The sequence below is a fragment of the Pantoea sp. SS70 genome (assembly GCF_029866845.1).
GTDB classification, from domain to species: Bacteria; Pseudomonadota; Gammaproteobacteria; order Enterobacterales; family Enterobacteriaceae; genus Pantoea; species Pantoea leporis.
Genome location: NZ_CP117199.1, coordinates 235494 through 262251 on the forward strand (window position 1 = coordinate 235494; position 26758 = coordinate 262251).

21 protein-coding genes, 4 tRNA genes, 1 rRNA gene and 1 riboswitch are annotated in these 26758 nt (G+C 51.9%); of the genes, 20 read left to right on the plus strand and 6 right to left on the minus strand.

Annotation, left to right across the window (positions count from 1 at the left end; genetic code table 11):
• Positions 1-11 precede the first annotated feature (11 nt).
• From rrf to birA, 3 genes are all read left to right on the plus strand, one after another.
• A 5S ribosomal RNA gene (rrf, locus tag PO881_RS01045) occupies positions 12-127 on the plus strand.
• 148 nt (positions 128-275) lie between these two features.
• Positions 276-1313 (plus strand): UDP-N-acetylmuramate dehydrogenase, encoded by a 1038-nt coding sequence (gene murB / locus PO881_RS01050; RefSeq protein WP_280172319.1) that lies wholly within the window; start codon positions 276-278, stop codon positions 1311-1313.
• Complete coding sequence (gene birA / locus PO881_RS01055; protein ID WP_137384927.1) at positions 1310-2272, plus strand: bifunctional biotin--[acetyl-CoA-carboxylase] ligase/biotin operon repressor BirA; 963 nt, start codon at positions 1310-1312, stop codon at positions 2270-2272. Before murB ends, birA begins: the two co-directional genes overlap by 4 nt.
• 60 nt (positions 2273-2332) lie before the next feature.
• On the opposite strand, the gene coaA is transcribed toward birA, so the two are convergent.
• Together coaA and PO881_RS01065 are read right to left on the minus strand one after the other, a co-directional pair.
• The gene (gene coaA, locus PO881_RS01060; RefSeq protein WP_210082116.1) at positions 2333-3283 is read right to left on the minus strand and encodes a type I pantothenate kinase; all 951 of its coding nucleotides are present in this window, start codon (positions 3281-3283) and stop codon (positions 2333-2335) included.
• A gap of 202 nt (positions 3284-3485) precedes the next feature.
• Positions 3486-4043 carry a GNAT family N-acetyltransferase gene (locus PO881_RS01065; RefSeq protein ID WP_280172320.1) on the minus strand — a complete coding sequence of 186 codons (558 nt, stop codon included), beginning with the start codon at positions 4041-4043 and terminating at the stop codon, positions 3486-3488.
• A 328-nt stretch (positions 4044-4371) separates the two neighbouring features.
• Between PO881_RS01065 and PO881_RS01070 the strand changes: the two genes are divergently transcribed.
• The 13 genes from PO881_RS01070 (at position 4372) to rpoC (ending at position 18561) form a co-directional block, all read left to right on the plus strand.
• Positions 4372-4447, plus strand: a tRNA-Thr gene (locus tag PO881_RS01070).
• Positions 4448-4454: 7 nt separating this feature from the next.
• Positions 4455-4539: transfer RNA gene (locus tag PO881_RS01075), tRNA-Tyr, on the plus strand.
• 192 nt (positions 4540-4731) lie between these two features.
• A tRNA-Gly gene (locus PO881_RS01080) sits at positions 4732-4806 on the plus strand.
• Positions 4807-4811: 5 nt separating this feature from the next.
• Positions 4812-4887: transfer RNA gene (locus tag PO881_RS01085), tRNA-Thr, on the plus strand.
• A 107-nt stretch (positions 4888-4994) separates the two neighbouring features.
• Positions 4995-6179, plus strand: coding sequence for an elongation factor Tu (gene tuf, locus PO881_RS01090; RefSeq protein WP_110867595.1), 1185 nt, complete (start codon positions 4995-4997; stop codon positions 6177-6179).
• A gap of 227 nt (positions 6180-6406) precedes the next feature.
• The gene (gene secE, locus PO881_RS01095; RefSeq protein WP_064741592.1) at positions 6407-6790 is read left to right on the plus strand and encodes a preprotein translocase subunit SecE; all 384 of its coding nucleotides are present in this window, start codon (positions 6407-6409) and stop codon (positions 6788-6790) included.
• Position 6791: 1 nt separating this feature from the next.
• Positions 6792-7337 carry a transcription termination/antitermination protein NusG gene (nusG, locus tag PO881_RS01100; RefSeq protein ID WP_007886300.1) on the plus strand — a complete coding sequence of 182 codons (546 nt, stop codon included), beginning with the start codon at positions 6792-6794 and terminating at the stop codon, positions 7335-7337.
• Between the two features lie 148 nt (positions 7338-7485).
• Entirely contained in the window at positions 7486-7914 is a 429-nt protein-coding gene (gene rplK / locus PO881_RS01105; RefSeq protein ID WP_007886298.1) for a 50S ribosomal protein L11, read from the plus strand.
• Positions 7915-7917: 3 nt separating this feature from the next.
• Entirely contained in the window at positions 7918-8622 is a 705-nt protein-coding gene (gene rplA / locus PO881_RS01110) for a 50S ribosomal protein L1 (protein WP_007886296.1), read from the plus strand.
• Positions 8623-8971: 349 nt separating this feature from the next.
• Positions 8972-9469, plus strand: a complete 498-nt coding sequence (rplJ, locus tag PO881_RS01115; protein ID WP_007886294.1) for a 50S ribosomal protein L10 — start codon at positions 8972-8974, stop codon at positions 9467-9469.
• Positions 9470-9535: 66 nt separating this feature from the next.
• On the plus strand, positions 9536-9898 hold the full coding sequence (rplL, locus tag PO881_RS01120) for a 50S ribosomal protein L7/L12 (protein ID WP_101763017.1): 363 nt from the start codon (positions 9536-9538) through the stop codon (positions 9896-9898).
• Positions 9899-10230: 332 nt separating this feature from the next.
• Positions 10231-14259: a DNA-directed RNA polymerase subunit beta gene (gene rpoB, locus PO881_RS01125; protein WP_008108400.1), complete on the plus strand. Its 4029-nt coding sequence runs from the start codon at positions 10231-10233 to the stop codon at positions 14257-14259.
• A gap of 78 nt (positions 14260-14337) precedes the next feature.
• Positions 14338-18561 (plus strand): DNA-directed RNA polymerase subunit beta', encoded by a 4224-nt coding sequence (gene rpoC / locus PO881_RS01130; RefSeq protein WP_101763019.1) that lies wholly within the window; start codon positions 14338-14340, stop codon positions 18559-18561.
• 66 nt (positions 18562-18627) lie between these two features.
• Here rpoC and PO881_RS01135 read toward each other — a convergent pair whose 3' ends face one another.
• A complete protein-coding gene (locus PO881_RS01135) occupies positions 18628-18816 on the minus strand; it encodes a DUF1127 domain-containing protein (RefSeq protein ID WP_008108404.1) in 189 nt (62 codons plus the stop codon).
• Positions 18817-18991: 175 nt separating this feature from the next.
• Here PO881_RS01135 and PO881_RS01140 point away from each other — a divergent pair, with 175 nt between their 5' ends.
• Positions 18992-20446 (plus strand): PLP-dependent aminotransferase family protein, encoded by a 1455-nt coding sequence (locus PO881_RS01140; RefSeq protein WP_192415500.1) that lies wholly within the window; start codon positions 18992-18994, stop codon positions 20444-20446.
• A 153-nt stretch (positions 20447-20599) separates the two neighbouring features.
• Here PO881_RS01140 and thiE read toward each other — a convergent pair whose 3' ends face one another.
• The 3 genes from thiE to rsd form a co-directional block, all read right to left on the minus strand.
• On the minus strand, positions 20600-21247 hold the full coding sequence (gene thiE / locus PO881_RS01145; protein WP_280172321.1) for a thiamine phosphate synthase: 648 nt from the start codon (positions 21245-21247) through the stop codon (positions 20600-20602).
• Entirely contained in the window at positions 21244-23166 is a 1923-nt protein-coding gene (gene thiC / locus PO881_RS01150; protein ID WP_210082071.1) for a phosphomethylpyrimidine synthase ThiC, read from the minus strand. The genes thiE and thiC overlap by 4 nt, the downstream gene beginning before the upstream one ends.
• 90 nt (positions 23167-23256) lie before the next feature.
• Positions 23257-23357: riboswitch (TPP riboswitch) on the minus strand.
• Positions 23358-23592: 235 nt separating this feature from the next.
• Positions 23593-24099: a sigma D regulator gene (rsd, locus tag PO881_RS01155; RefSeq protein ID WP_222186132.1), complete on the minus strand. Its 507-nt coding sequence runs from the start codon at positions 24097-24099 to the stop codon at positions 23593-23595.
• An 88-nt stretch (positions 24100-24187) separates the two neighbouring features.
• Between rsd and nudC the strand changes: the two genes are divergently transcribed.
• From nudC to nfi, 3 genes are read left to right on the plus strand one after another with little or no spacing between them, the layout of a single operon-like run.
• Entirely contained in the window at positions 24188-24961 is a 774-nt protein-coding gene (gene nudC, locus PO881_RS01160; RefSeq protein ID WP_110868440.1) for an NAD(+) diphosphatase, read from the plus strand.
• Between the two features lie 39 nt (positions 24962-25000).
• Entirely contained in the window at positions 25001-26068 is a 1068-nt protein-coding gene (gene hemE, locus PO881_RS01165) for a uroporphyrinogen decarboxylase (protein ID WP_101763026.1), read from the plus strand.
• Positions 26069-26070: 2 nt separating this feature from the next.
• Positions 26071-26739: a deoxyribonuclease V gene (gene nfi, locus PO881_RS01170; RefSeq protein ID WP_280172862.1), complete on the plus strand. Its 669-nt coding sequence runs from the start codon at positions 26071-26073 to the stop codon at positions 26737-26739.
• Positions 26740-26758 lie beyond the last annotated feature (19 nt).

Consider the following 26758-nt stretch of genomic DNA (forward strand, 5'->3'; position numbering starts at 1 on the left):
AACAGAATTTGCCTGGCGGCTTTAGCGCGGTGGTCCCACCTGACCCCATGCCGAACTCAGAAGTGAAACGCCGTAGCGCCGATGGTAGTGTGGGGTCTCCCCATGCGAGAGTAGGGAACTGCCAGGCATCAAATAAGTGAAGAAGCCCCGGACGAAAGTCCGGGGCTTTTTTACGTCTGTACATTAGCAATTTCCCATCAGAAATAAGAAAACATCAAACTCGCAACCTACCGATCAGGTAAACTACGGTCAGATTAATCAGTAAAGGCCGTGAAATGTCCAGCCCCAATACATCCCTGAAAGCTTTCAACACTCTTGGTCTTACGATCAATGCACAAAAACTGACCATCGCTGAAACTCCTGACGCTATTACTTTGGCCTGGAAAAACAGTCAGCAATCAAATCTGCCTTTTATTGTATTAGGCGAAGGGAGCAACGTACTCTTTCTTGAAGATTTTAGCGGCTCGGTGGTGGTTAATGCGATTAAAGGCATCACTATCGAAGAACATGACGAAGCCTGGCACTTGCATGTTGGTGCCGGCGAAAATTGGCATGCTTTAGTTGAAAACACGCTAAAGAAGGGTATTACAGGACTGGAAAACCTGGCGCTAATTCCTGGTATGGCCGGCTCAGCACCGATTCAAAATATCGGTGCGTATGGTGTCGAATTTAAAGATATCTGTCACTACGTTGAAGCTATACATCTCCCAACGCAACATATAATTCGTTTGTATCGAGAAGAGTGCCAGTTTAGCTATCGCGATAGTATTTTCAAACATGCAATGAAGGATGACTATGTCATTGTTGCAGTAGGATTACGTCTGGCAAAACAGTGGAAACCTGTTCTAACTTATGGCGAGCTGACTAAGTTAAACCCAGCAACAGTGTGTGCCTGGGATGTATTCAATGCTATTTGCCATATGCGCCAAAGCAAACTGCCCGACCCAAAAATCACAGGTAATGTCGGTAGTTTCTTCAAAAATCCGCTGATCACAGCTGAGCATGCAGATGCGCTAATTAAGCAGTGGCCATCCATTCCTCATTATCCACAGGCCAGTGGCGAAGTGAAATTAGCAGCTGGCTGGTTGATCGACCAATGTGGTCTTAAAGGCTTCCGTGTAGGTGGCGCCGCAGTTCACCGTCAGCAGGCTTTGGTACTGATAAATGAAGATTATGCCACTCCACAGGATATTGTCGATTTAGCGCATCAGGTTAGAAATAGAGTCGGACAAAAGTTTGATGTTTGGCTGGAGCCAGAAGTGCGCTTTATCGGTGCTCGAGGCGAGCGTAATGCCGTTGAGGTAATTTCATGAAAGATAATAGCGTGCCGTTAAAGTTAGTGGCATTGGTGGCCGATGGTGAATTTCACTCTGGTGAGCAGTTGGGCGAAGCGCTTGGCATGAGCCGTGCTGCCATTAATAAACATATACAGACTCTCAAAAGTTGGGGTCTGGATGTATATACGGTAACGGGTAAAGGCTACAGCTTACCAGAGCCAATTCAGTTACTGGATGAAGAAGTCATCCTGTCTCTCCTGCATCAACCTAATCTGGCGGTTATTCCTGTTATCGATTCTACCAACCAGTATTTGCTGGATCGGATGGATCAATTGCCGTCTGGCTACGCATGCATTGCCGAGTATCAGCAAGCAGGGCGCGGACGTCGCGGGCGTAAATGGTTTTCACCGTTTGGCTCCAACCTGTATATGTCCATGTATTGGCGTCTTGATCAGGGGCCAGCTGCGGCGATGGGCCTGAGTCTGGTGATTGGTATCATCATGGCAGAAGTGATTCAGTCATTAGGTGCTCCGGATGTCCGGGTTAAATGGCCGAATGATCTCTATCTTAACGATCGTAAGCTTGCTGGTATTTTAGTTGAGTTAACTGGAAAAACCGGCGATGCAGCTCAGATTGTTATAGGTGCTGGTGTCAATTTGCTGATGCGTTCAGAAGGCACGGCAGAAATTAATCAGGGTTGGATTAATCTTCAGGAAGCTGGTGTTGATATCGATCGCAACGAGTTAGCTGCGAAGTTGATCAATAGCCTGCGTGAAGCGTTACCTATTTTTGAGCGCGATGGTTTGGCGCCATTTGTTTCCCGCTGGGAAGCCCTTGATAACTTCATTAATCGTCCAGTGAAGCTTCTTATTGGGGATCGTGAGGTACATGGCATTGCGCGAGGTATTGATAAGCAGGGTGGCTTATTACTGGAGCAGAATGGAGTCATTAAATCCTGGGTAGGGGGTGAGATTTCTCTTCGTCCAGACAATTAATGCATCTGAGCTAACAAATTAAAATGCCCACGATCTTTTATGGGCATTTTATAAAAAAGACTATTTCCTCAAACGTACACTTTGCACCGCATGATCAGCCGACTTCGTCATAATAAGACTTGCTCGTTCACGTGTAGGCAGGATATTTTCCTTTAAATTAAGCCAGTTAATCTCTTTCCACAGACCATGCGCAATATTGAGTGCATCCTCTTCAGGTAATTGCGAATAGTGATGGAAATAAGAGTCCGGATCGCTAAACGCGCCCTCACGGAATTTCAAAAAGCGATTTACATACCAGTTCTCAAGTAAAGACTCTGGTGCATCGACGTAAATTGAAAAATCCACGAAATCAGACACAAATACATGATGAGGATCGTGAGGATAGTCCATACCGCTTTGCAGCACATTCAATCCTTCAAGAATAAGAATATCAGGCTGTTGTACGACTTTATCGCCATCCGGAATGACATCATAAATCAGATGAGAATAAACCGGCGCTGTCACCTGGCTAGCACCCGATTTTAAATCAGATACGAAGTTAACCAGGCGATGCATATCGTAAGATTGCGGGAACCCTTTTTTCTTCATCAAACCGCGTTCTTTAAGCACGGCATTAGGATGCAAAAAACCATCAGTAGTGATCAGTTCTACTTTGCGGTGTTCTGGCCAGCGGCTAAGAAGCGCCTGAAGCACACGGGCAGTTGTGCTTTTTCCTACCGCAACGCTGCCGGCAATACTGATGATATAAGGGATTTTCTGCCCATTAGTGCCAAGGAATTGCTCAAGCACCGCCTGACGGCGCAGATTAGAACTGATATAAAAATTAAGCAGACGCGATAGCGGCAGATAAATCTCGGCCACTTCTTCTAATGAAAGATCTTCATTGATACCACGCAGACGCTCAATTTCACCTTCAGCCAATGTCATTGGTACTGAATCGCGTAGTGCTGCCCATTGCTGGCGATTGAACTGCAAATAAGGCGTAGTAAGAGGTGTCGTTTTTTTACTCATAAGCATGCATCTGAGTGCAAATTCTGATTCATCAACACCTTGCTGCATTAAGCATACGAAGATGTATCAAACTCAATTGCACGTCACAGGGGTAATTAACGAGAACAATGGGCAGGAGGGTAACACCAGTGTGACTTTAAAAAGAAGTAAAATGATAAACAGGAGCACGCTTTCGCAAGCGTGCCCGCATTTTTCTTGTCGGTCAGTAGCTTGTCGCTACATTTTCTGCTGGGCTGGTACGCAGACGTTTATAGTAAATCGCGCCGGGATGAGGATGCCCATCCGCGCATAATGCATAGTCGGGCAATTCCCCTAAATAGCGGTAGCCATGTGCCCGATAAAAAATTTCTTCCGCAGAACCTGCAATGACATCCAAATAAAGCAGCCCACGCTGGTAGCTTTCTGCCTTGTGCTCAAGTGTCTGCATTAATCTGCGTCCAATCCCTTCTCGCTGAGCATTGGAATGCACAAGCAGCTGTAAAACTTCCGCGCGATTCTGTCCATCTGGACGCTGACAAATATTGAGCTGCACGCTTCCCACCACAACCGAGTCGATGACGGCAATCCATAGCAGCAACTCATGGCGTGCCATTTTGTTGCGCAAGCTATGAAAATAGCGCTCCGCATCCTGATACCGTTGCATCTTTTGCGAATGTTGAAATGCCGAAGTCATATTGTTTTTTACCGCTTCAACCATCAGGGCAGCCAAAGCCTGACGATAAAGGGGTAATGTTTCTGCAGTAAGCTGAACAATATTCATGCGACATCCTCCATTTAATGACCCGATTAAATAGATAAGCAAAATGCAGGCCAGCAGAAAAAACGAGTATAGCGGGTAGTTTCACAAAAAATTTTCTACAATTTGCACAGCAGAAAGGCAGTGCGCTTCAAATATGTGCATTGAAAATGATGACGGTTCATAGCAATCAATCAATGTGGTGGTGTAAAAACGCACAGGTTTAGGGTGATTTTACTGCAGTTGATGGCTGATTTGAGATGATTTGCACAAATAGTAAGCGATAGAACAATTTTGACGATTTTTTTGTTGCATCCTTCTTCGGGTATTCCTAGAATGCGCTCCACTTGATGCCGGCTTAGCTCAGTTGGTAGAGCAACTGACTTGTAATCAGTAGGTCACCAGTTCGATTCCGGTAGCCGGCACCATCAAGTAGGTGGGATTCCCGAGCGGCCAAAGGGAGCAGACTGTAAATCTGCCGTCACAGACTTCGAAGGTTCGAATCCTTCTCCCACCACCATCTCAACCTCCTGGTTGGGCGTCAGATAAAGTCTTTATCTGATGGGTGAGTTCTTCATCTCTCACCTTCGAATTTCAGATTGCGCATTAGCGCAATCAAAGTTGGTCAGCAACTCTGACCGGCTCGAATAATAGAAGGTCTTCTTTTATTATTCATAAGCTACAGAAAGAACAGGTAGCCGAGTTCCAGGATGCGGGCATCGTATAATGGCTATTACCTCAGCCTTCCAAGCTGATGATGCGGGTTCGATTCCCGCTGCCCGCTCCAGATGTGCTGATATGGCTCAGTTGGTAGAGCGCACCCTTGGTAAGGGTGAGGTCCCCAGTTCGACTCTGGGTATCAGCACCACTTCCTTTATCTCTCTCCTGATTCTCTCTCTGTAAACCAAACAGTCAGGCAATGCCTGGTTGATATGACGATATCTTCGATATATCCGTGTCTTAGAGGGACTAGCGATGGCTAAAGAGCAATTTCAGCGTAACAAACTGCACGTAAACGTGGGCACCATCGGTCACGTCGACCACGGTAAAACCACCCTGACTGCAGCAATTACTACCGTACTGGCTAAAACCTACGGCGGTAAGGCAAGCAAATTCGATGAGATCGATAAAGCGCCAGAAGAGAAAGCACGTGGTATCACCATCAACACTTCTCACGTTGAATACGAAACCCCGTCTCGCCACTATGCGCACGTTGACTGCCCAGGCCACGCCGACTATGTGAAAAACATGATCACCGGTGCAGCGCAGATGGACGGCGCGATCCTGGTTGTTGCTGCGACTGATGGCCCAATGCCACAGACCCGTGAGCACATCCTGCTGGGTCGTCAGGTTGGCGTTCCTTACATCATCGTGTTCCTGAACAAGTGCGACATGGTTGATGATGAAGAGCTGCTGGAACTGGTTGAGATGGAAGTACGTGACCTGCTGTCAGCATATGACTTCCCAGGCGACGACACTCCAATCGTACGTGGTTCTGCTCTGAAAGCGCTGGAAGGCGACGCTGAGTGGGAAGCTAAGATCATTGAGCTGGCTGAGCACCTGGATACCTATATCCCAGAGCCAGTACGTGCAATCGACAAGCCGTTCCTGCTGCCAATCGAAGACGTATTCTCAATCTCTGGCCGTGGTACCGTTGTTACCGGTCGTGTTGAGCGCGGTATCGTTAAAGTGGGCGACGAAGTTGAAGTTGTTGGCCTTAAAGACACTGTGAAATCAACCTGTACTGGCGTTGAAATGTTCCGCAAACTGCTGGATCAGGGTCAGGCAGGCGAGAACTGTGGTGTTCTGCTGCGTGGTATCAAGCGTGAAGACATCGAGCGTGGCCAGGTTCTGGCTAAGCCGGGTTCAATCAAGCCACATACCCAGTTCACTTCAGAAGTTTACGTTCTGTCTAAAGATGAAGGCGGCCGCCATACTCCGTTCTTCAAAGGCTACCGTCCTCAGTTCTACTTCCGTACTACTGACGTGACCGGTGACGTTCAACTGCCAGAAGGCGTTGAGATGGTAATGCCAGGCGACAACGTAAAAATGACCGTTACTTTGATCAAGCCAATCGCTATGGATCAGGGTCTGCGTTTCGCAATCCGTGAAGGCGGCCGTACTGTTGGTGCGGGTGTTGTTGCTGAAATTATCGCTTAACTGCGATAAGATTTGACGCAATGCACAAGGAAAGGGCATCATTTGATGCCCTTTTTGCACGCTGTTGTATAGAACCTGGCTCATCAGTGATTTTGCATCATAATCATTGCTGAGACAGGCTCTGTTTCACGGCGTTGGATACCGAGTTACGCTCAAAAGCTCATTCGGTTTGGATGCCTCGCACTGCGGGGCAGTATAGTTTCTGAATTATTGTGGCAGGTTGGTTTATGAGTGCGAATACCGAAGCTCAAGGAAGCGGGCGCGGCCTTGAAGCGATGAAATGGGTAGTTGTGATCGCATTGCTCCTGGTAGCAATCGTCGGCAACTATATCTATCGCGATGTAACATTGCCTCTGCGCGCGCTGGCTGTGGTTGTGCTGATCGCTGCAGCGGGCGGCATTGCTTTGCTGACAATCAAAGGCAAAGCGACTGTGGCATTTGCCCGTGAAGCTAAAACCGAAATGCGTAAGGTCATTTGGCCGACTCGCCAGGAAACACTGCACACCACGTTAATCGTTGCCGCGGTTACTGCCGTGATGTCACTGATTTTGTGGGGGCTGGATGGTATTCTGGTCCGTCTGGTATCGTTTATCACTGGCCTGAGGTTCTGAGATGTCTGAAGCTCCAAAAAAACGCTGGTACGTCGTTCAGGCGTTCTCTGGTTTTGAAGCCCGCGTAGCGAAATCGCTGCACGAGCATATCAAACTGCACAACATGGAAGAGCTTTTTGGCGAAGTCATGGTGCCGACTGAAGAAGTCGTCGAAATCCGTGGCGGCCAGCGTCGCAAAAGCGAACGTAAATTCTTCCCTGGCTACGTATTGGTTCAGATGGTAATGAATGACGCCAGCTGGCACTTAGTACGCAGTGTACCGCGTGTAATGGGCTTTATCGGTGGTACTTCCGACCGTCCTGCGCCAATCAGTGATAAAGAAGTAGATGCGATTATGAACCGCCTGCAGCAGGTGGGTGATAAGCCGCGTCCAAAAACGCTGTTCGAGCCAGGCGAGATGGTACGCGTCAGCGACGGCCCGTTTGCCGACTTCAACGGAGTGGTCGAAGAAGTGGATTACGAGAAGAGCCGCTTGAAAGTGTCCGTTTCCATCTTTGGTCGTGCAACCCCAGTGGAACTCGACTTCGCTCAGGTGGAGAAAGGTTAACCCTTCTGTTCACTTTTTAGCTCTTGCGGAAGGCGCGAAATTTACCTATAATTTCGCGCCTTCTGTTTTTATGTGCCCGCAACGGCATATAAATCGTTATCACGGGGAGCCTGTTTTTCAGGCGTTATAACCCAATTGAGGAATTATCATGGCCAAGAAAGTACAAGCCTACGTTAAGTTGCAAGTTGCAGCTGGTATGGCTAACCCAAGTCCACCTGTTGGTCCAGCACTGGGTCAGCAGGGTGTTAACATTATGGAATTCTGCAAAGCGTTCAACGCTAAGACTGAATCCCTGGAGAAAGGCCTGCCTACTCCTGTTGTTATCACCGTATACAGTGACCGTTCTTTCACCTTCGTTACCAAAACGCCTCCGGCTGCCGTACTGCTGAAAAAAGCAGCGGGCATTAAGTCTGGTTCTGGTAAGCCGAACAAAGACAAAGTCGGTAAAGTTTCCCGTGCTCAGGTACGTGAAATCGCAGAAACTAAAGCTGCGGACATGACTGGTTCTGACGTAGAAGCGATGACTCGCTCTATCGAAGGTACTGCTCGTTCCATGGGCCTGGTAGTAGAGGATTAAGAAATGGCTAAGCTGACCAAGCGCATGAGCGTAATCCGTGACAAAGTTGATGCTACTAAGCAGTACGACATTAACGAAGCTGTTGCTCTGCTGAAAGAACTGGCTACTGCCAAGTTCGTAGAAAGCGTTGACGTTGCCGTTAACCTCGGCATCGATGCACGTAAATCTGATCAGAACGTGCGCGGTGCGACCGTTCTGCCACACGGTACTGGTCGTTCAGTACGTGTTGCCGTCTTCACCCAAGGTGCAAACGCTGAAGCTGCTAAAGCAGCTGGCGCAGAACTGGTTGGTATGGAAGACCTGGCTGAGCAGATCAAAAAAGGCGAAATGAACTTTGACGTTGTAATCGCATCTCCAGATGCAATGCGCGTTGTTGGCCAGTTGGGCCAGGTTCTGGGCCCACGCGGTCTGATGCCAAACCCGAAAGTTGGTACCGTAACGCCGAACGTTGCTGAAGCAGTTAAAAATGCTAAAGCAGGTCAGGTTCGTTATCGTAACGACAAAAACGGCATCATCCACACCACCATCGGTAAAGTGGATTTTGACACTGACAAATTGAAAGAAAACCTGGAATCTTTGCTGGTTGCGCTGAAAAAAGCTAAACCATCACAGGCGAAAGGCGTGTACATCAAGAAAGTCAGCATCTCTACCACCATGGGCGCCGGCGTTGCCGTTGACCAGGCCGGTCTGAGTGCATCAGCAAACTAATTGCTGCTTGTAACGGGCGAAAAATTCATCTAGAATCTTACGCCCGTTGTTCTGGTTGTTTGCACAATTCAGAACCCAGATTCAAAGCGAGTGAGTGACAAAGTCTAAACACTTGGTTGTTCAGTCGCTTAGGTTGGAGCCAGGCCTTATCCTGGCCTCCGTCCGAGACCGCAGGAGCAGAATATTTTCGGATATCTTGCTTAATACCCTGCGTAGACGGTGACAGAACCAAAAAGAATTATTTCTTCGCTGGATTCTGCTCACCGTGTAATAGCGCTTATCGCCTTCGGGTGAATAAGTGAAGTGAGTTCCGGGAAATTATTCCCGGTCAATCCAGGAGCAAAAGCTAATGGCATTAAATCTTCAAGGCAAACAAGCGATTGTTGCTGAAGTTAGCGAAGTAGCCAAAGGCGCGCTTTCAGCGGTTGTTGCGGATTCCCGTGGCGTGACCGTTGATAAAATGACCGAACTGCGTAAAGCAGGTCGTGAAGCTGGCGTTTACATGCGTGTTGTTCGTAACACCCTGCTGCGCCGCGTCGTTGAAGGTACTCCTTTCGAGTGCCTGAAAGACACGTTTGTTGGTCCGACCCTGATTGCATACTCTTTGGAACACCCGGGCGCTGCCGCTCGTTTGTTCAAAGATTTCGCTAAAGCGAATGCAAAATTTGAGGTCAAAGCTGCAGCCTTTGAAGGTGAGCTGATCACGGCGGCCAATATTGACCGTCTGGCAACTCTGCCGACTTACGAAGAAGCACTGGCACGTCTGATGTCGACCATGAAAGAAGCCGCTGCTGGCAAACTGGTCCGTACTCTGGCTGCTGTGCGCGATGCAAAAGAAGCGGCTTAAGGCCAAATTCTTTTCCTTCGTGCTTGCTACCGTATAAACTTTTTCTGATTTTTAGGAACAATCGATATGTCTATCACTAAAGACCAAATTCTGGAAGCTGTTGCCGCTATGTCCGTAATGGAAGTAGTTGAGCTGGTTTCTGCTATGGAAGAAAAATTCGGCGTTTCTGCTGCTGCCGCTGTAGCTGTTGCTGCTGGCCCAGCTGAAGCTGTTGAAGAGAAAACTGAATTCGACGTAATTCTGAAAGCTGTTGGCGCTAACAAAGTCGCAGTAATCAAAGCAGTACGTACTGCAACTGGCCTGGGCTTGAAAGAAGCTAAAGACCTGGTTGAAGCTACCGGTACTATCAAAGAAGGCATCAGCAAAGATGACGCAGCCGCTCTTGAAGCTGCTCTGAAAGAAGCTGGCGCTGAAGTTGAAGTTAAGTAAGACAACCTTCGGGTTGCAGCCTGAGTAACATTAGGCTGATGGCTGGTGACTGTTTAGGTCACCAGCCTTTTTGCGCTACAGGGGAATGATGGCGTTTCGCACTGTTTGTCCATCATTCCTCTTCAATATCTTTTTCTATCGACGCCTTAATATATCGCTCTCCTGCGAAGGTTCCCTGCCTGAACAACGGCGATGAAATGATTTAAGAGTGATAGAAAGATGTATTGCATGGGGTGCTGCGCATCGCATGAAAAACAAAAAATAGTGTTGCATGAACTGTCCTTTTCAGGACGGACAGCGTGGTTCGACATGTCAGCTAGCTGAGGAACCCCATGGTTTACTCCTATACCGAGAAAAAACGTATTCGTAAGGATTTTGGTAAACGTCCACAAGTTTTGGACATACCTTATCTCCTTTCTATCCAGCTTGACTCGTTCCAGAAGTTCATCGAGCAAGATCCAGAAGGCCAGTACGGTCTGGAAGCAGCCTTCCGCTCCGTATTTCCAATCTCAAGCTACAGCGGCAACTCTGAGTTGCAGTATGTCAGCTACCGTTTGGGTGAGCCTGTCTTTGACGTAACTGAATGTCAGATCCGTGGCGTGACCTATTCGGCACCGCTGCGCGTGAAACTGCGTCTGGTGATCTACGAGCGCGAAGCGCCGGAAGGCACCGTAAAAGACATTAAAGAACAAGAAGTCTACATGGGTGAGATTCCACTCATGACGGACAATGGTACCTTTGTTATCAATGGTACTGAGCGTGTTATCGTTTCTCAGCTGCACCGTAGTCCTGGCGTGTTCTTCGACAGCGATAAGGGTAAAACGCACTCTTCCGGTAAAGTGCTGTATAACGCACGTATCATCCCTTACCGCGGTTCATGGCTCGATTTCGAGTTTGACCCGAAAGACAACCTCTTCGTCCGTATTGACCGTCGTCGTAAGCTGCCGGCCAGTATCATTCTGCGCGCGTTAAACTTCACTTCAGAACAAATCCTTGATCTGTTCTTTGATAAAGTCGTTTATGAAATCCGCGATAACAAACTGCAGATGGAACTGGTGCCTGAGCGCCTGCGTGGTGAAACCGCCTCCTTCGATATCGAAGCAAACGGCACGGTCTACGTTGAGAAAGGTCGTCGCATCACTGCGCGCCACATCCGTCAGCTGGAAAAAGACAACATTCAGCACATCGAAGTGCCAGTTGAATACATTGCTGGCAAAGTGGTTGCTAAAGACTACGTCGATCTGAACACCGGCGAGCTGATCGTTCCTGCAAACATGGAATTGTCACTGGATCTGCTGGCGAAACTGAGCCAGTCAGGCCACAAGCGCATTGAAACGCTGTTCACCAACGACCTGGATCACGGTGCGTACATCTCCGAGACTCTGCGTGTAGACCCAACCAACGATCGTCTAAGCGCGCTGGTTGAGATCTACCGCATGATGCGTCCTGGTGAGCCACCAACGCGTGAAGCTGCTGAAAACCTGTTCGAGAACCTGTTCTTCTCTGAAGATCGTTACGATCTTTCTGCGGTTGGCCGTATGAAGTTCAACCGTTCTCTGCTGCGTGATGAGATCGAAGGTTCAGGTATCCTGAGCAAAGACGACATCATCGAAGTGATGAAAAAGCTTATCGGTATCCGTAACGGTATCGGTGAAGTGGATGATATCGATCACCTCGGTAACCGTCGTATTCGTTCTGTTGGCGAAATGGCAGAAAACCAGTTCCGTGTGGGTCTGGTGCGTGTTGAGCGTGCAGTTAAAGAGCGTCTGTCTCTGGGCGACCTCGATACGCTGATGCCTCAGGACATGATCAACGCTAAGCCGATTTCGGCGGCGGTGAAAGAGTTCTTCGGTTCAAGCCAGCTGTCCCAGTTTATGGATCAGAACAACCCATTGTCCGAGATTACGCACAAACGTCGTATCTCTGCTCTGGGCCCAGGCGGTCTGACCCGTGAGCGCGCCGGCTTCGAAGTACGTGACGTACACCCAACGCACTACGGTCGTGTATGTCCTATCGAAACTCCGGAAGGCCCGAACATCGGTCTGATCAACTCACTCTCGGTTTACGCGCAGACTAACGAATACGGTTTCCTTGAAACCCCGTATCGCCGCGTTGTTGACGGGAAAGTGAGTGACGAAATTCATTACCTCTCTGCAATTGAAGAGGGTAACTACGTTATCGCTCAGGCAAACACCAACCTCGCAGAAGATGGCAGCTTTGTTGACGATCTCGTCACCTGCCGTAGCAAGGGTGAGTCAAGCCTCTTCAGCCGCGATCAGGTTGACTACATGGACGTTTCCACCCAACAGGTGGTTTCTGTCGGTGCTTCACTGATTCCGTTCCTGGAGCACGATGATGCTAACCGCGCCTTGATGGGTGCGAACATGCAACGTCAGGCGGTTCCAACTCTGCGTGCTGATAAGCCGCTGGTTGGTACCGGTATGGAACGCGCAGTAGCGGTTGACTCCGGTGTAACTGCTGTCGCGAAACGTGGTGGTACCGTTCAGTACGTTGATGCTTCTCGTATCGTTATCAAAGTTAACGAAGAAGAGATGTATCCGGGCGAAGCGGGTATCGACATCTACAACCTGACCAAGTACACCCGTTCTAACCAGAACACCTGCATCAACCAGATGCCGTGTGTCAATCTGGGTGAGCCGATTGAGCGTGGCGACGTGCTGGCAGATGGCCCGTCTACCGACCTCGGTGAACTGGCGCTGGGTCAGAACATGCGCGTGGCGTTCATGCCATGGAACGGTTACAACTTCGAAGACTCCATCCTCGTATCCGAGCGTGTGGTTCAGGAAGACCGTTTCACCACTATCCACATCCAGGAACTGGCATGTGTGTCTCGCGACACCAAGCTGGGGCCAGAAGAGATCACCGCTGATATCCCGAACGTGGGTGAAGCTGCGCTTTCTAAACTGGATGAATCCGGCATTGTGTATATCGGTGCGGAAGTGACCGGTGGCGACATTCTGGTTGGTAAGGTAACACCGAAAGGTGAAACCCAGCTGACGCCAGAAGAGAAACTGCTGCGTGCGATCTTCGGTGAAAAAGCCTCTGACGTAAAAGATTCGTCACTGCGCGTTCCGAACGGCGTATCCGGTACTGTTATTGACGTGCAGGTCTTCACTCGCGATGGCGTGGAAAAAGACAAGCGCGCGCTGGAAATCGAAGAGATGCAGCTGAAGCAGGTTAAGAAAGACCTGTCTGAAGAACTGCAGATCTTCGAAGCTGGCCTATTTGGCCGTATCCAGGCCGTACTGATCTCGGGTGGTGTTGAAGCTGAGAAGCTAGACAAACTGCCACGTGAGCGCTGGCTGGAGCTGGGCCTGACTGACGAAGAGAAGCAGAACTCTCTGGAGCAGCTGGCTGAGCAGTACGACGAACTGAAGCACGAGTTTGAGAAGAAACTTGAAGCTAAGCGTCGCAAGATCACCCAAGGCGATGATCTGGCACCAGGCGTGCTGAAAATCGTTAAGGTGTATCTGGCCGTTAAACGTCAGATCCAGCCTGGTGACAAGATGGCAGGTCGTCACGGAAACAAGGGTGTTATCTCGAAGATCAACCCTATCGAAGACATGCCTTACGATGAGAACGGTACGCCGGTCGACATCGTACTGAACCCGCTGGGCGTACCATCGCGTATGAACATCGGTCAGATTCTGGAAACTCACCTCGGTATGGCGGCTAAAGGCATTGGTGAAAAAATCAATGCGATGCTGAAGAAGCAGGAAGAAGTCTCCAAACTGCGTGAGTTCATCCAGCGTGCTTACGATCTGGGCACTGATGTGCGTCAGAAAGTTGACCTGAACACCTTTACAGATGACGAAGTACTGCGTCTGGCAGAGAACCTGAAGAAGGGTATGCCAATCGCGACTCCGGTGTTTGACGGTGCGAAAGAGAGCGAAATCAAAGAGCTGCTGCAGCTCGGCGGATTGCCTTCTTCCGGTCAGATCACCCTATTCGACGGCCGTACTGGTGAGCAGTTTGAGCGTCAGGTAACCGTAGGTTACATGTACATGCTGAAACTGAACCACCTGGTTGACGACAAGATGCACGCACGTTCTACCGGTTCTTACAGCTTGGTTACTCAGCAGCCGCTGGGTGGTAAAGCGCAGTTCGGTGGACAGCGCTTCGGTGAGATGGAAGTGTGGGCACTGGAAGCATATGGTGCCGCGTATACCCTGCAGGAAATGCTTACCGTTAAATCTGATGACGTTAACGGCCGTACGAAGATGTATAAAAACATCGTCGACGGTAACCATCAGATGGAACCGGGCATGCCGGAATCCTTCAACGTACTGTTGAAAGAGATTCGCTCGCTGGGTATCAACATCGAGCTGGAAGACGAGTAAGTACTCGCAAGTACTGGTTACGGGACGTGCACTTCGGGTGCGCGTCCCTGAGAGTTCCACTCCGACGGGAGCTAATCCGTGAAAGACTTACTTAAGTTTCTGAAAGCGCAAACTAAGACCGAAGAGTTTGATGCGATCAAAATTGCTCTGGCCTCGCCAGACATGATCCGTTCATGGTCTTTTGGTGAAGTTAAAAAGCCGGAAACCATTAACTACCGTACCTTCAAGCCTGAGCGTGACGGTCTTTTCTGTGCCCGTATTTTCGGACCGGTAAAAGACTACGAATGCCTGTGCGGTAAGTACAAGCGTTTAAAACATCGCGGCGTGATCTGTGAGAAGTGTGGCGTTGAAGTTACACAGACCAAAGTACGTCGTGAGCGCATGGGCCACATTGAGTTGGCTTCACCGACTGCGCACATTTGGTTCCTGAAATCACTGCCTTCGCGTATCGGCTTACTGCTGGATATGCCACTGCGTGATATCGAGCGCGTGCTGTACTTCGAATCTTATGTGGTTATCGAAGGCGGCATGACCAACCTGGAAAAACGTCAGATTCTGACCGAAGAGCAGTACCTTGACGCGCTGGAAGAGTTCGGTGACGAATTCGACGCGAAGATGGGTGCGGAAGCTATCCAGGCGCTGCTGAAAAACATGGATCTGGAGCAAGAGTGCGAGCAGCTGCGTGAAGAGCTGAACGAGACCAACTCCGAGACCAAACGTAAAAAGCTGACCAAGCGTATCAAGCTGCTGGAAGCGTTCGTTCAGTCTGGTAACAAGCCAGAGTGGATGATCCTGACCGTTCTGCCGGTTCTGCCGCCAGATCTGCGCCCGCTGGTACCGCTGGACGGTGGTCGTTTCGCAACGTCGGATCTGAACGATCTGTATCGTCGCGTGATCAACCGTAATAACCGTCTGAAACGCCTGCTGGATCTGGCTGCGCCAGATATCATCGTACGTAACGAAAAACGTATGTTGCAGGAAGCGGTTGATGCACTGCTGGATAACGGCCGTCGCGGTCGCGCCATCACTGGCTCGAACAAGCGTCCGCTGAAATCTCTGGCAGACATGATCAAAGGTAAGCAGGGTCGTTTCCGTCAGAACCTGTTGGGTAAACGTGTTGACTACTCTGGCCGTTCAGTTATTACCGTTGGTCCATACCTGCGTCTGCATCAGTGCGGTCTGCCGAAGAAAATGGCTCTTGAGCTGTTCAAACCGTTCATCTACGGCAAGTTGGAACTGCGTGGCCTGGCCACCACCATCAAAGCCGCTAAGAAAATGGTTGAGCGCGAAGAGGCTGTCGTTTGGGATATCCTGGACGAAGTGATCCGCGAACACCCGGTACTGCTGAACCGTGCACCAACTCTGCACCGTTTGGGTATCCAGGCGTTTGAACCGGTTCTGATCGAAGGTAAAGCGATCCAGCTGCACCCGCTGGTTTGTGCGGCATATAACGCCGACTTCGATGGTGACCAGATGGCTGTTCACGTACCGCTGACGCTGGAAGCCCAGCTGGAAGCGCGTGCGCTGATGATGTCGACCAACAACATTCTGTCACCAGCGAACGGCGAGCCAATCATCGTTCCTTCACAGGACGTTGTTTTGGGTCTGTACTACATGACCCGCGACAAAGTGAACGCTAAAGGCGAAGGCATGGTGCTGACTGGCCCGAAAGAAGCTGAGCGTGTTTATCGCGCTGGCCTGGCCGAGCTGCATGCACGCGTTAAAGTGCGTATCACTGAATACACCAAGAACGAACAGGAAGAGTTCGTTGCGAAAACCAGCATTATCGACACCACCATTGGTCGTGCGATTCTGTGGATGATCGTTCCGAAAGGCCTGCCTTACTCCATCGTCAACCAGGCGCTGGGTAAGAAAGCCATTTCCAAGATGCTGAACACCTGTTACCGCATTCTTGGTCTTAAGCCGACCGTTATCTTTGCTGACCAAACTATGTACACCGGTTTTGCTTACGCAGCCCGTTCAGGTGCCTCTGTAGGTATCGACGACATGGTCATCCCAGCGAAGAAAGCGGAAATCGTAGCCGAAGCGGAAGCGGAAGTTGCTGAGATTCAGGAACAGTTCCAGTCTGGTCTGGTAACTGCTGGCGAACGTTACAACAAAGTTATCGATATTTGGGCCGCCGCTAACGAACGTGTTTCCAAAGCGATGATGGATAACCTGCAAACTGAAACCGTGATCAACCGTGATGGCGAAGAAGAGCAGCAGGTATCGTTCAACAGCATCTACATGATGGCCGACTCCGGTGCGCGTGGTTCTGCTGCACAGATTCGTCAGCTGGCCGGTATGCGTGGTCTGATGGCTAAGCCAGATGGCTCAATCATCGAAACGCCGATCACCGCGAACTTCCGTGAAGGTCTGAACGTACTCCAGTACTTCATCTCCACGCACGGTGCGCGTAAAGGTCTGGCGGATACCGCACTGAAAACTGCTAACTCCGGTTATCTGACGCGTCGTCTGGTCGACGTAGCGCAGGATCTGGTTGTTACCGAAGATGACTGCGGCACGTTCGAAGGCATCATGATGACTCCAGTCATCGAAGGTGGCGACGTTAAAGAGCCGCTGCGTGAGCGTGTACTGGGTCGTGTAACGGCTGAAGACGTTCTGAAGCCAGGCACTGCGGACATCCTGATCCCGCGTAACACCCTGATCGATGAACACTGGTGTGATGTGATCGAACTGAATTCAGTCGATGCGATTAAAGTGCGCTCGGTTGTTGGCTGTGAAACCGACTTCGGTGTGTGTGCACACTGCTACGGTCGCGATCTGGCACGTGGTCACATCATCAACAAAGGTGAGGCCATCGGTGTTATCGCAGCACAGTCCATCGGTGAGCCGGGTACACAGCTGACGATGCGTACGTTCCACATCGGTGGTGCGGCATCTCGTGCGGCTGCTGAATCCAGCATCCAGGTGAAGAACAAAGGTACTATCAAGCTGACCAACGCGAAGTCTGTAACCAACTCCTCAGGGAAACTGGTTATCGTTTCACGTAACGTTGAGCTGAAGATGATCGACGAGTTCGGTCGTACCAAAGAGAGCTATAAAGTACCTTACGGTGCGGTCATGGCTAAAGGTGATGGCGAGCAGGTTGCCGCGGGCGAAACCGTAGCAAACTGGGATCCGCATACCATGCCGGTCATCACCGAAGTGGGCGGTTTCATTCGCTTCACTGACATGATCGACGGTCAGACCATTACGCGTCAGACTGACGACTTAACCGGTCTGTCATCGCTGGTGGTTCTGGATTCTGCAGAACGTACTGCGGGTGGTAAAGATCTGCGTCCTGCGCTGAAAATTGTTGATGCCAACGGAAATGATGTTTTGATTCCAGGTACCGACATGCCAGCACAGTACTTCCTGCCGGGCAAAGCAATTGTTCAGCTGGAAGATGGCGTTAAGATCAGTGCCGGTGACACGCTGTCGCGTGTTCCGCAGGAGTCTGGCGGTACCAAGGATATTACCGGTGGTCTGCCGCGCGTTGCTGACTTGTTCGAAGCGCGTCGTCCGAAAGAGCCAGCAATCCTGGCGGAGATCAGCGGTATCATCTCCTTCGGTAAAGAGACCAAAGGTAAGCGTCGTCTGGTGATTACGCCGGTTGATGGTAGCGATCCGTACGAAGAGATGATTCCAAAATGGCGTCAGCTTAACGTATTCGAAGGTGAGCGCGTAGAACGTGGTGACGTCGTATCTGACGGCCCAGAGTCTCCGCACGACATCCTGCGTCTGCGTGGCGTCCATGCTGTGACCCGTTACATCACTAACGAAGTGCAGGAAGTTTACCGTCTGCAAGGCGTTAAGATTAACGATAAACACATCGAAGTCATCGTTCGTCAGATGCTGCGTAAAGCAACCATCTCGAGCGTGGGAAGCACCGACTTCCTGGAAGGTGAGCAGGCTGAATACTCACGCATCAAGATCTCTAACCGTGAACTTGAAGCGAATGGCAAAATCGGCGCAACATTCATGCGCGATCTGCTGGGTATCACTAAAGCGTCACTGGCAACCGAATCGTTCATCTCTGCAGCATCGTTCCAGGAGACCACGCGTGTCCTGACCGAAGCAGCAGTTGCAGGTAAGCGTGATGAACTGCGCGGCCTGAAAGAGAACGTCATCGTGGGTCGTCTGATCCCAGCCGGTACCGGTTATGCTTATCACCAGGATCGTATGCGTCGCCGCTCTGCGGGCGAAGCACCGGTTGCACCGCAGGTTACTGCGGATGAAGCCTCTGCAAGCCTGGCAGAATTGCTGAACGCCGGTCTGGGCGGAAGCGACGACGAATAATTCGTCTGCTAAAGCTGACCAATAAAAAACCCTGCTTCGGCAGGGTTTTTTTTCGTCTTCATTTTGTCAGAACTTGCGGCAGACATCTTCGCGTGTCAGTCCGATATCACGCAGCTGGTTATCACTCAGTTTTGACAGGATGCGGTGAGTTTCACGCCGTGCTTTCCAGTGTTTAACCATACGTACTGCGCCGCGGAAGATATCCAGTAAAGTGACGTCAAAAGGTTTAGCCGCGCGGTTTTGATCGAATTCCATAGTCCTTGCCCTCAGTAGGTTGCCTGAGAAGCATTGTCTGATTCATACGCATTATGATACAGACGCAAAAAACACTTATCTTTAACATACAGATTGCGTTGTGGTGGATCTGAATGGTAATAATGAGGTCTATCTGTACTGGTTTATTATGATTGATGGCTGAGTGAGGCATACGATGACGCGCTACCAACATTTAGCATGTTTGCTTTCGGATCGTATAGAGCAAGGGCTGTACCGCAGCGGCGAGCGCTTGCCGTCGGTGCGCACGCTGAGTCTTGAACACGGCGTGAGTATCAGCACCGTTCAGCAGGCATATCATCTGCTGGAAGAGAAACAGCTGATTGTGCCGCAGCCACGTTCCGGATATTTCGTTGCAACACGCAAAGCGACGCCGCCGATGCCGGCCATCACCCGACCTGCACAGCGTCCGGTGGAAATCACGCAGTGGGAATCGGTGCTGGAGTTGCTCAGCAGCCGAACTAATAACGATGTGTTGCAACTCGGCAGCGGTATGCCCGATCTGACCCAGCCCACGTTGAAACCGCTGTGGAAAATTCAAAGCCGTATGGCGCAGAAGCAGGATATCGATCAGCTCAACTATGACAGTTTGCTGGGTGTAGCGGCCCTGCGCGAACAGGTTGCGCGTCTGACGATCGACAGCGGTTGTCAGCTCACGGCAGACGATATCGTGATCACCACCGGCTGCCATGAAGCGTTGTCGATCTCGATCCGAGCGATATGTCAGGCTGGTGACATCATTGCGGTGGAGTCGCCGACTTTCCACGGCACCATGCAAACTCTGCGCGGCTTCGGCATTCGCGCCATTGAGATTCCTACCGATTCGGTTACCGGCATCAGCCTGGAAGCGCTGGAACTTGCGTTCGAACAGTGGCCGATTAAAGCGGTTGTGGTGGTGCCAAACTGCAATAATCCGCTGGGCTTTATCATGCCGGAATCTCGCAAACGTGCGCTGGTGACGCTGGCACAGCGTTTCGATGCCGCGATTATTGAAGACGATGTGTACGGCGAGCTGGCGTGGGAGTATCCGCGTCCGGTTACCCTTAAGTCGTTGGATCACGATGGACGGGTATTGCTGTGCAGTTCCTTCTCCAAGACGCTGGCGCCGGGGCTGCGTGTCGGTTGGGTGGCGCCGGGGCGCTATCGCGATCGCGTGCTGCATATGAAATATATCAGCACCGGATCGACGGCCACACAGCCGCAACATGCGGTCGCCGAGTTTATTCGTCTTGGTCATTATCTGCCGCATTTGCGGCGCATGCGTCAGGTATATCAACGCAATTATGAAACCTTTAGCTGCTGGGTACGCCACTACTTTCCGTGTGGGATTTGTGTGTCGCGTCCGCAGGGCAGTTTCCTGATGTGGATTGAATTGCCAGAGGCATTTGACGCGGTCAGGCTCAATACCGAATTGCGTGAGCTGAACATGCAGGTTGCCGTAGGCTCGCTGTTTTCGGCCTCGGGTAAGTATCGCAACTGCTTGCGCCTGAATTATGGTTTGCCAATGAATGAGCACACAGAGCAGGCGATAGCTCAACTCGGCGCAGCGGTAGAACGTGCCATGCTGGCTTGTAGTCATGAATCCGTGCATACCTCCTCCCTGATCACGTGAAGAAAGGCAGGGCTGGGAGAGGTTGAGACCAGCCCTGGCCCGCTGCAAGCGACAGCGGGCAGGCACACTTTAGTCTTGTCAGGAAATGACGCCAGCCCCTACATCACGCTGCTGCGCGGCAGATTCCAGCGTTTCATCCTTACTTACCGCGCATTACACTGCTTCTGCGGGTTCGATTCCATTTTCCACCAGTGACAGTAACTGCTGCGTTGCTGCGCGCCAGTCGGCGGCCTGGGTAATCGCGCTCACCACCGCAATGCTGCCCACGCCGGTAGCCAGCACTTCCGGCACGCGCGCCAGAGAAATACCGCCAATCGCCACGGTTGGCACATTGTGCAAACGCGCCAGGTGGCGTTTCAATTCCACCACGCCCTGCGGCGCAGAAGGCATGTCTTTGGTTTGCGTAGGATAGATGTGGCCAAGCGCAATGTAAGAAGGACGCAGCGCCAGAGCCCGATCTAACTCGGCATCGTCATGCGTCGATAAACCCAGGCGCAATCCCGCCTCGCGAATGGCCGCCAGATCGGCTACATCGAGATCTTCCTGGCCGAGGTGCACGCCATAAGCGTGATATTTAATGGCTAAGCGCCAGTAATCATTGATAAACAGGCGAGCGCAATACTGTTTGCCGAGTGCAATCGCCTCGCGCACCGCATCTTCCACCTCGTGATCTTCACAATCTTTGATGCGCAGCTGTATGGTGCGCACACCGGCTTCCAGCAAGCGCGCGATCCATTCCACGCTATCAACAACCGGATACAGCCCCAGCTTTGAGGCTGTGGCAGGAAAGGCGTCGGTCATACATTTTCCTCTTTAAGGGTATCGGCAGCGTGATAGATCTCGCCGCCACGATTGCGGAAGGCGTCCGACATTTGCGCCATACCCATCTCAATCGGCTGGGCTTCAGCCTGTTGGCGGGCGGCAAACTCACGCACTTCCTGGGTAATTTTCATCGAGCAGAATTTCGGGCCGCACATCGAGCAGAAGTGCGCCACTTTTCCCGATTCCTGCGGCAGGGTTTCATCGTGATAGGCGCGTGCGGTGTGCGGATCGAGCGCCAGATTGAACTGATCTTCCCAGCGGAATTCAAAACGCGCTTTCGACATCGCATTGTCACGGATCTGCGCACCGGGATGACCTTTCGCCAGATCCGCCGCGTGCGCAGCGATCTTGTAGGTGATCAGCCCTTGCTTCACATCTTCTTTATTCGGCAAACCGAGGTGCTCTTTCGGCGTCACGTAACACAGCATGGCGCAGCCGAACCAGCCAATCATGGCCGCGCCGATGCCGGAGGTGAAATGGTCGTAGCCGGGCGCGATATCGGTGGTGAGCGGGCCAAGTGTGTAAAACGGGGCTTCGTGACAATGCTCAAGCTGTTCGGTCATATTGCGTCGAATCATCTGCATGGGCACATGGCCCGGACCTTCAATCATCACCTGCACATCGTATTCCCAGGCGATTTTGGTCAGTTCGCCCAGCGTATGCAGTTCGGCAAATTGCGCCTCATCGTTGGCATCCTGAATCGAGCCGGGACGCAGGCCGTCGCCGAGCGACAACGCCACATCGTAGGCGGCACAAATTTCACAAATCTCGCGGAAGTGCAGATAGAGGAAACTTTCGGTGTGATGCGACAGGCACCATTTCGCCATAATCGAGCCACCGCGCGACACAATGCCGGTCAGGCGTTTGGCCGTCATCGGCACATAGCGCAGCAGCACGCCAGCGTGAATGGTGAAGTAGTCAACGCCTTGTTCCGCCTGCTCCAGCAGCGTGTCGCGGAAAATCTCCCAGTTGAGATCTTCTGCAATGCCGTTCACTTTCTCCAGCGCCTGATAAATCGGCACCGTACCAATCGGCACCGGACTGTTGCGCAAAATCCACTCACGCGTTTCATGGATGTAGCGGCCGGTTGAGAGATCCATCACAGTGTCTGCGCCCCAGCGTGTTGACCACACCAGCTTCTCCACTTCCTCTTCAATTGATGAGCTCACCGCAGAGTTGCCAATGTTGGCATTCACTTTCACCAGGAAGTTGCGGCCGATAATCATCGGTTCGGATTCGGGATGGTTGATGTTCGAAGGGATGATGGCGCGCCCATTGGCGACTTCCTGACGGACAAATTCCGCGGTGATATTTTCTGGCAGATTGGCACCAAAGCTGTGACCCGGATGCTGCTGTAACAGCACTTCACCGCGAATACGCTCGCGGCCCATGTTTTCACGCAGCGCGATAAACTCCATCTCCGGCGTGATGATGCCCTGACGCGCATAGTGCAGTTGGGTAACCCGGCGACCCGCTTTGGCACGGCGCGGTTGCGGCAGCTGCTCAAAACGCAGATGGTCCAGGCCTTCATCCGCCAGACGCTGCTGCGTGTAACGGGAACTCAACTGGTGGATGGTTTCGCTGTCGTCACGTTCTTCGATCCAATTGGCACGCAGCCTGTCGAGTCCCTGATGCACATTAATGGTGGCTTGAGGATCGCCATAAGCCCCGGCGGTGTCGTAAACCGGTACCGCTTCATTTGGCTCATAGTGCGGATTCTCTTTGCTGCCGCCTATGTGCGTTGGACTGAGCTGTATCTCACGCATCGGCACGCGAATATCCGCGCGGCTGCCGGTGATCCAGATACGTTTGGAGTTGGGGAAAGCGGTTCCCTGCAGGGAATCGATAAATTCTTGCGCCTGAGCGCGTTGTTCACGACGAGAAGTTTTAGCAGACATAGCAAGTTTCCGGTAAAGGTTGGAAGTTGCTTGTCCAGAGTTCGGAAGGAGTAACAGATACGGTGCCGGGCGCCAGCATGCACCGTGCTGATAATGTTTACTCTTGTTCCCTTCGCAGGTACTAACCTGATCAGGTTCCGCGGATCCCGAATTAACGGTCTCAGCCCTAGAGGGCACTCCGACAAGTTGGTGTTTTGTGGTTTAAGCTACTTTGCTTGCCATTTTGCACCTGGGCAGTGCTCGTGACCGTCACGTACTACGTGTACGCTCCGGTCCCTGCGCGCTGTCCGAGTGCAAACTGGCTGCGCACGCTACGCTTAAACCGCAAAATTTGCCTTTTGATTGTCGTTAAAGAAGACAATAAAAAAGCCCATTTAGCATAAGAGGGCTTTTCTTGAATAACAAGTTTTTTACATCTTCGGGGTTCTAAGCCGGGCGGGCAATGGCGCTGTCGTTGGCAACCGGCGGAAGCGCCAGCTGGTTGTCCCAGGCGAGTTGCACCAGCTTATCTTCCAGCGTGAAGCGCGATTCCAGCACCTCGCCGACTTCGGAGAGCGCGGTTTGAAAATCCACGCAATTATCATCGTTAATCGCTTGCTGCAGATGGCTATCGTAGAGCTGCATGATGCGATCGGTATTCGCCTCCAGTGCCGGGTAAATCTGCGCAGCGACGATTAATGGGCTATCACCCTGCATCTCACTAATGATGTGTTCATACACGCTGAAATGGCCGGTGGAAAGGTAATCCACCAGGTTGTGACAAAATGCGTCCAGCGCCTGTTCATCCAGCGTGGATAACGCATCTTTTTGTGGCTTCATGCCAATAAGCTCGTAGTAAGTGACGAGCAGCTGTCGACGGGCGCGCAGCCATGAATCAACCAATTCATTTCCGCCGCCTACACGCTCTGTCAGGTTATCTAACTGGTTAAGCATATGGGGCTCCAGGTAGGTTATAGTTGTTTATTACACACTTAATATTAGGATTTCAGCGTGCGATTTGACGCTAAGGACAACGATTAAGATGCAACGTGAGATCTCAAGCTTAGACGCTGGATGGTGGGTTGTCAGCCATGAGCAAAAACTTTGGTTGCCGCAGGGCGAATTGCCGCATGGCTTAGCCAGCGATTTTGGCCTCAGCGGCAGCAACGCGATTTTGATCGGCGAGTGGCAGGGCGAGAATGTCTGGCTGGTACGTGAATCGCGTCCGGACAGCATGGGCTCCGTGCGCCAACTGATTGATGAGGATGTCGGCCTGTTCCAAATCGCCGGACGTGGCGTGCAGCTGGCGGAGTTTTACCGCTCGCATCGCTGGTGCGGCTATTGCGGCCATGAGATGCACATCAGCAAACGCGAATTTGCCTGCTTGTGCAATCACTGCCGCGAGCGCTATTACCCGCAAATTGCGCCGTGCATCATCGTGGCTATCCGCCGTGGCGATGAGATCCTGCTCGCCAATCATGCGCGTCATCGTAACAATATCTACACCGTGCTGGCGGGCTTTGTCGAAGTGGGCGAAACCTTAGAACAAGCGGTGGCGCGGGAGGTGATGGAGGAGAGCAACGTGCGGGTGAAAAACGTGCGTTACGTTACCTCGCAGCCGTGGCCGTTCCCGCACTCTCTGATGATGGCGTATATGGCGGAATATGACGGCGGCGATCTGCAACACGACGGCAAAGAGCTGCTGGATGCCGGTTGGTATCGCTACGACGATCTGCCGCTGTTGCCGCCGCCCGGCACGGTGGCGCGTCGCCTGATTGAAGATACCGTTGCCCTGTGTCGCGCCAGCGCGGCGTGAAAATGCTACACTGCCGGCCTTAGCATGAGAGAGCCCATTATGAGTGAACTGAAGAACGATCGTTATCTGCGCGCCCTGTTACGTCAGCCGGTAGATGTCACGCCGGTATGGATGATGCGACAAGCCGGGCGCTATTTGCCGGAGTACAAAGCCACGCGCGCTGAAGCCGGTGATTTTATGTCGCTGTGTAAGAATGCTGAGCTGGCGTGTGAAGTCACGCTGCAACCGCTGCGTCGCTATGCGCTGGATGCGGCAATTCTCTTCAGCGATATCCTCACCATTCCGGATGCGATGGGACTTGGGCTCTACTTTGAGACCGGCGAAGGCCCGCGTTTCTCCAATCCAATTACCTGCCGTGCGGATGTCGACAAGCTGCCAGTGCCGGATCCAGAGCAAGAGCTCGGTTATGTGATGAACGCGGTGCGTACCATTCGTCACAACCTGAAAGGCGAAGTGCCGCTGATCGGTTTCTCCGGCAGCCCATGGACGCTGGCAACCTACATGGTTGAAGGCGGCAGCAGCAAAGCGTTCACCAAAATTAAAAAGATGATGTACGCCGAGCCGCAAACCCTGCACAAGCTGCTGGATAAGCTGGCAGATAGCGTGATTCTTTATCTCAATGCGCAGATCAAAGCTGGCGCGCAGTCGGTCATGGTGTTCGACACATGGGGCGGCGTGCTGACCGGACGCGACTATCGCGAATTCTCGCTCTATTACATGCATAAAATCGTCGATAGCGTGCTGCATGAGAATGAAGGTCGCCGCGTTCCTATTACGCTGTTCACTAAAGGTGGCGGCCAATGGCTGGAAGCGATAGCGGCGACCGGCTGCGATGCGCTGGGACTCGACTGGACCACCGATATCGCCGATGCGCGTCGTCGTGTGGGTGATAAAGTGGCGCTGCAGGGCAACATGGATCCTTCCATGCTGTATGCACCGCCTGCGCGCATTGAGCAGGAAGTCGCCGGGATTCTCGAAGGTTTTGGCACTGGCGAAGGTCACGTGTTTAACCTGGGCCACGGCATCCATCCTGATGTGCCGCCTGAGCATGCTGGTGCGTTTGTTGAAGCGGTGCATCGTCTGTCACGTCCGTATCATCAGGGCTGATGATGGATTTAGCCGCACTACGCCAGGAACAGTTACAGCGCGCTGCTGATGTGGTGCGGCAGGATGATTTCGATGTGCTGCCGCCACGCTTTATTGGTGGTGCCGACGTGGGATTTGAACAGGGCGGCGAGATCACGCGCGCGGCTCTGATCATCCTCGAGTATCCATCCTTAAAGCTGGTGGAACACCGCATTGCGCGCGTGGCCACCACCATGCCCTATATTCCGGGCTTCTTATCCTTCCGCGAAATGCCGGCGCTGCTGGAAGCCTGGCAGCAGCTCTCCCAGTTGCCCGATCTGCTGTTTGTCGATGGACACGGTATTTCCCATCCCCGTCGGCTTGGCGTGGCGGCGCATTTCGGTTCGCTGGTGGATGTGCCCACCATTGGCGTGGCGAAGAAGCGTTTGTGTGGACGTTTTGCTGAGCTGGACGCCGAGCCAGGCAGCCGTCAGCCGCTGCTCGACAAAGGCGAACAGATTGGCTGGGTATGGCGCAGTAAAGCGCGCTGTAATCCGCTGTTTATCTCGACCGGCCATCGCGTCAGCATGGATAGCGCGTTGCATTGGGTAGAAGCCTGTACCGCAGGCTATCGTTTGCCGGAACCGACGCGTTGGGCGGATGCTGTCGCCTCCGGACGCCCGGCCTTTCTGCGCTGGCAAAACACGCCTTAACGCTGTTTGTGCCCGGCTT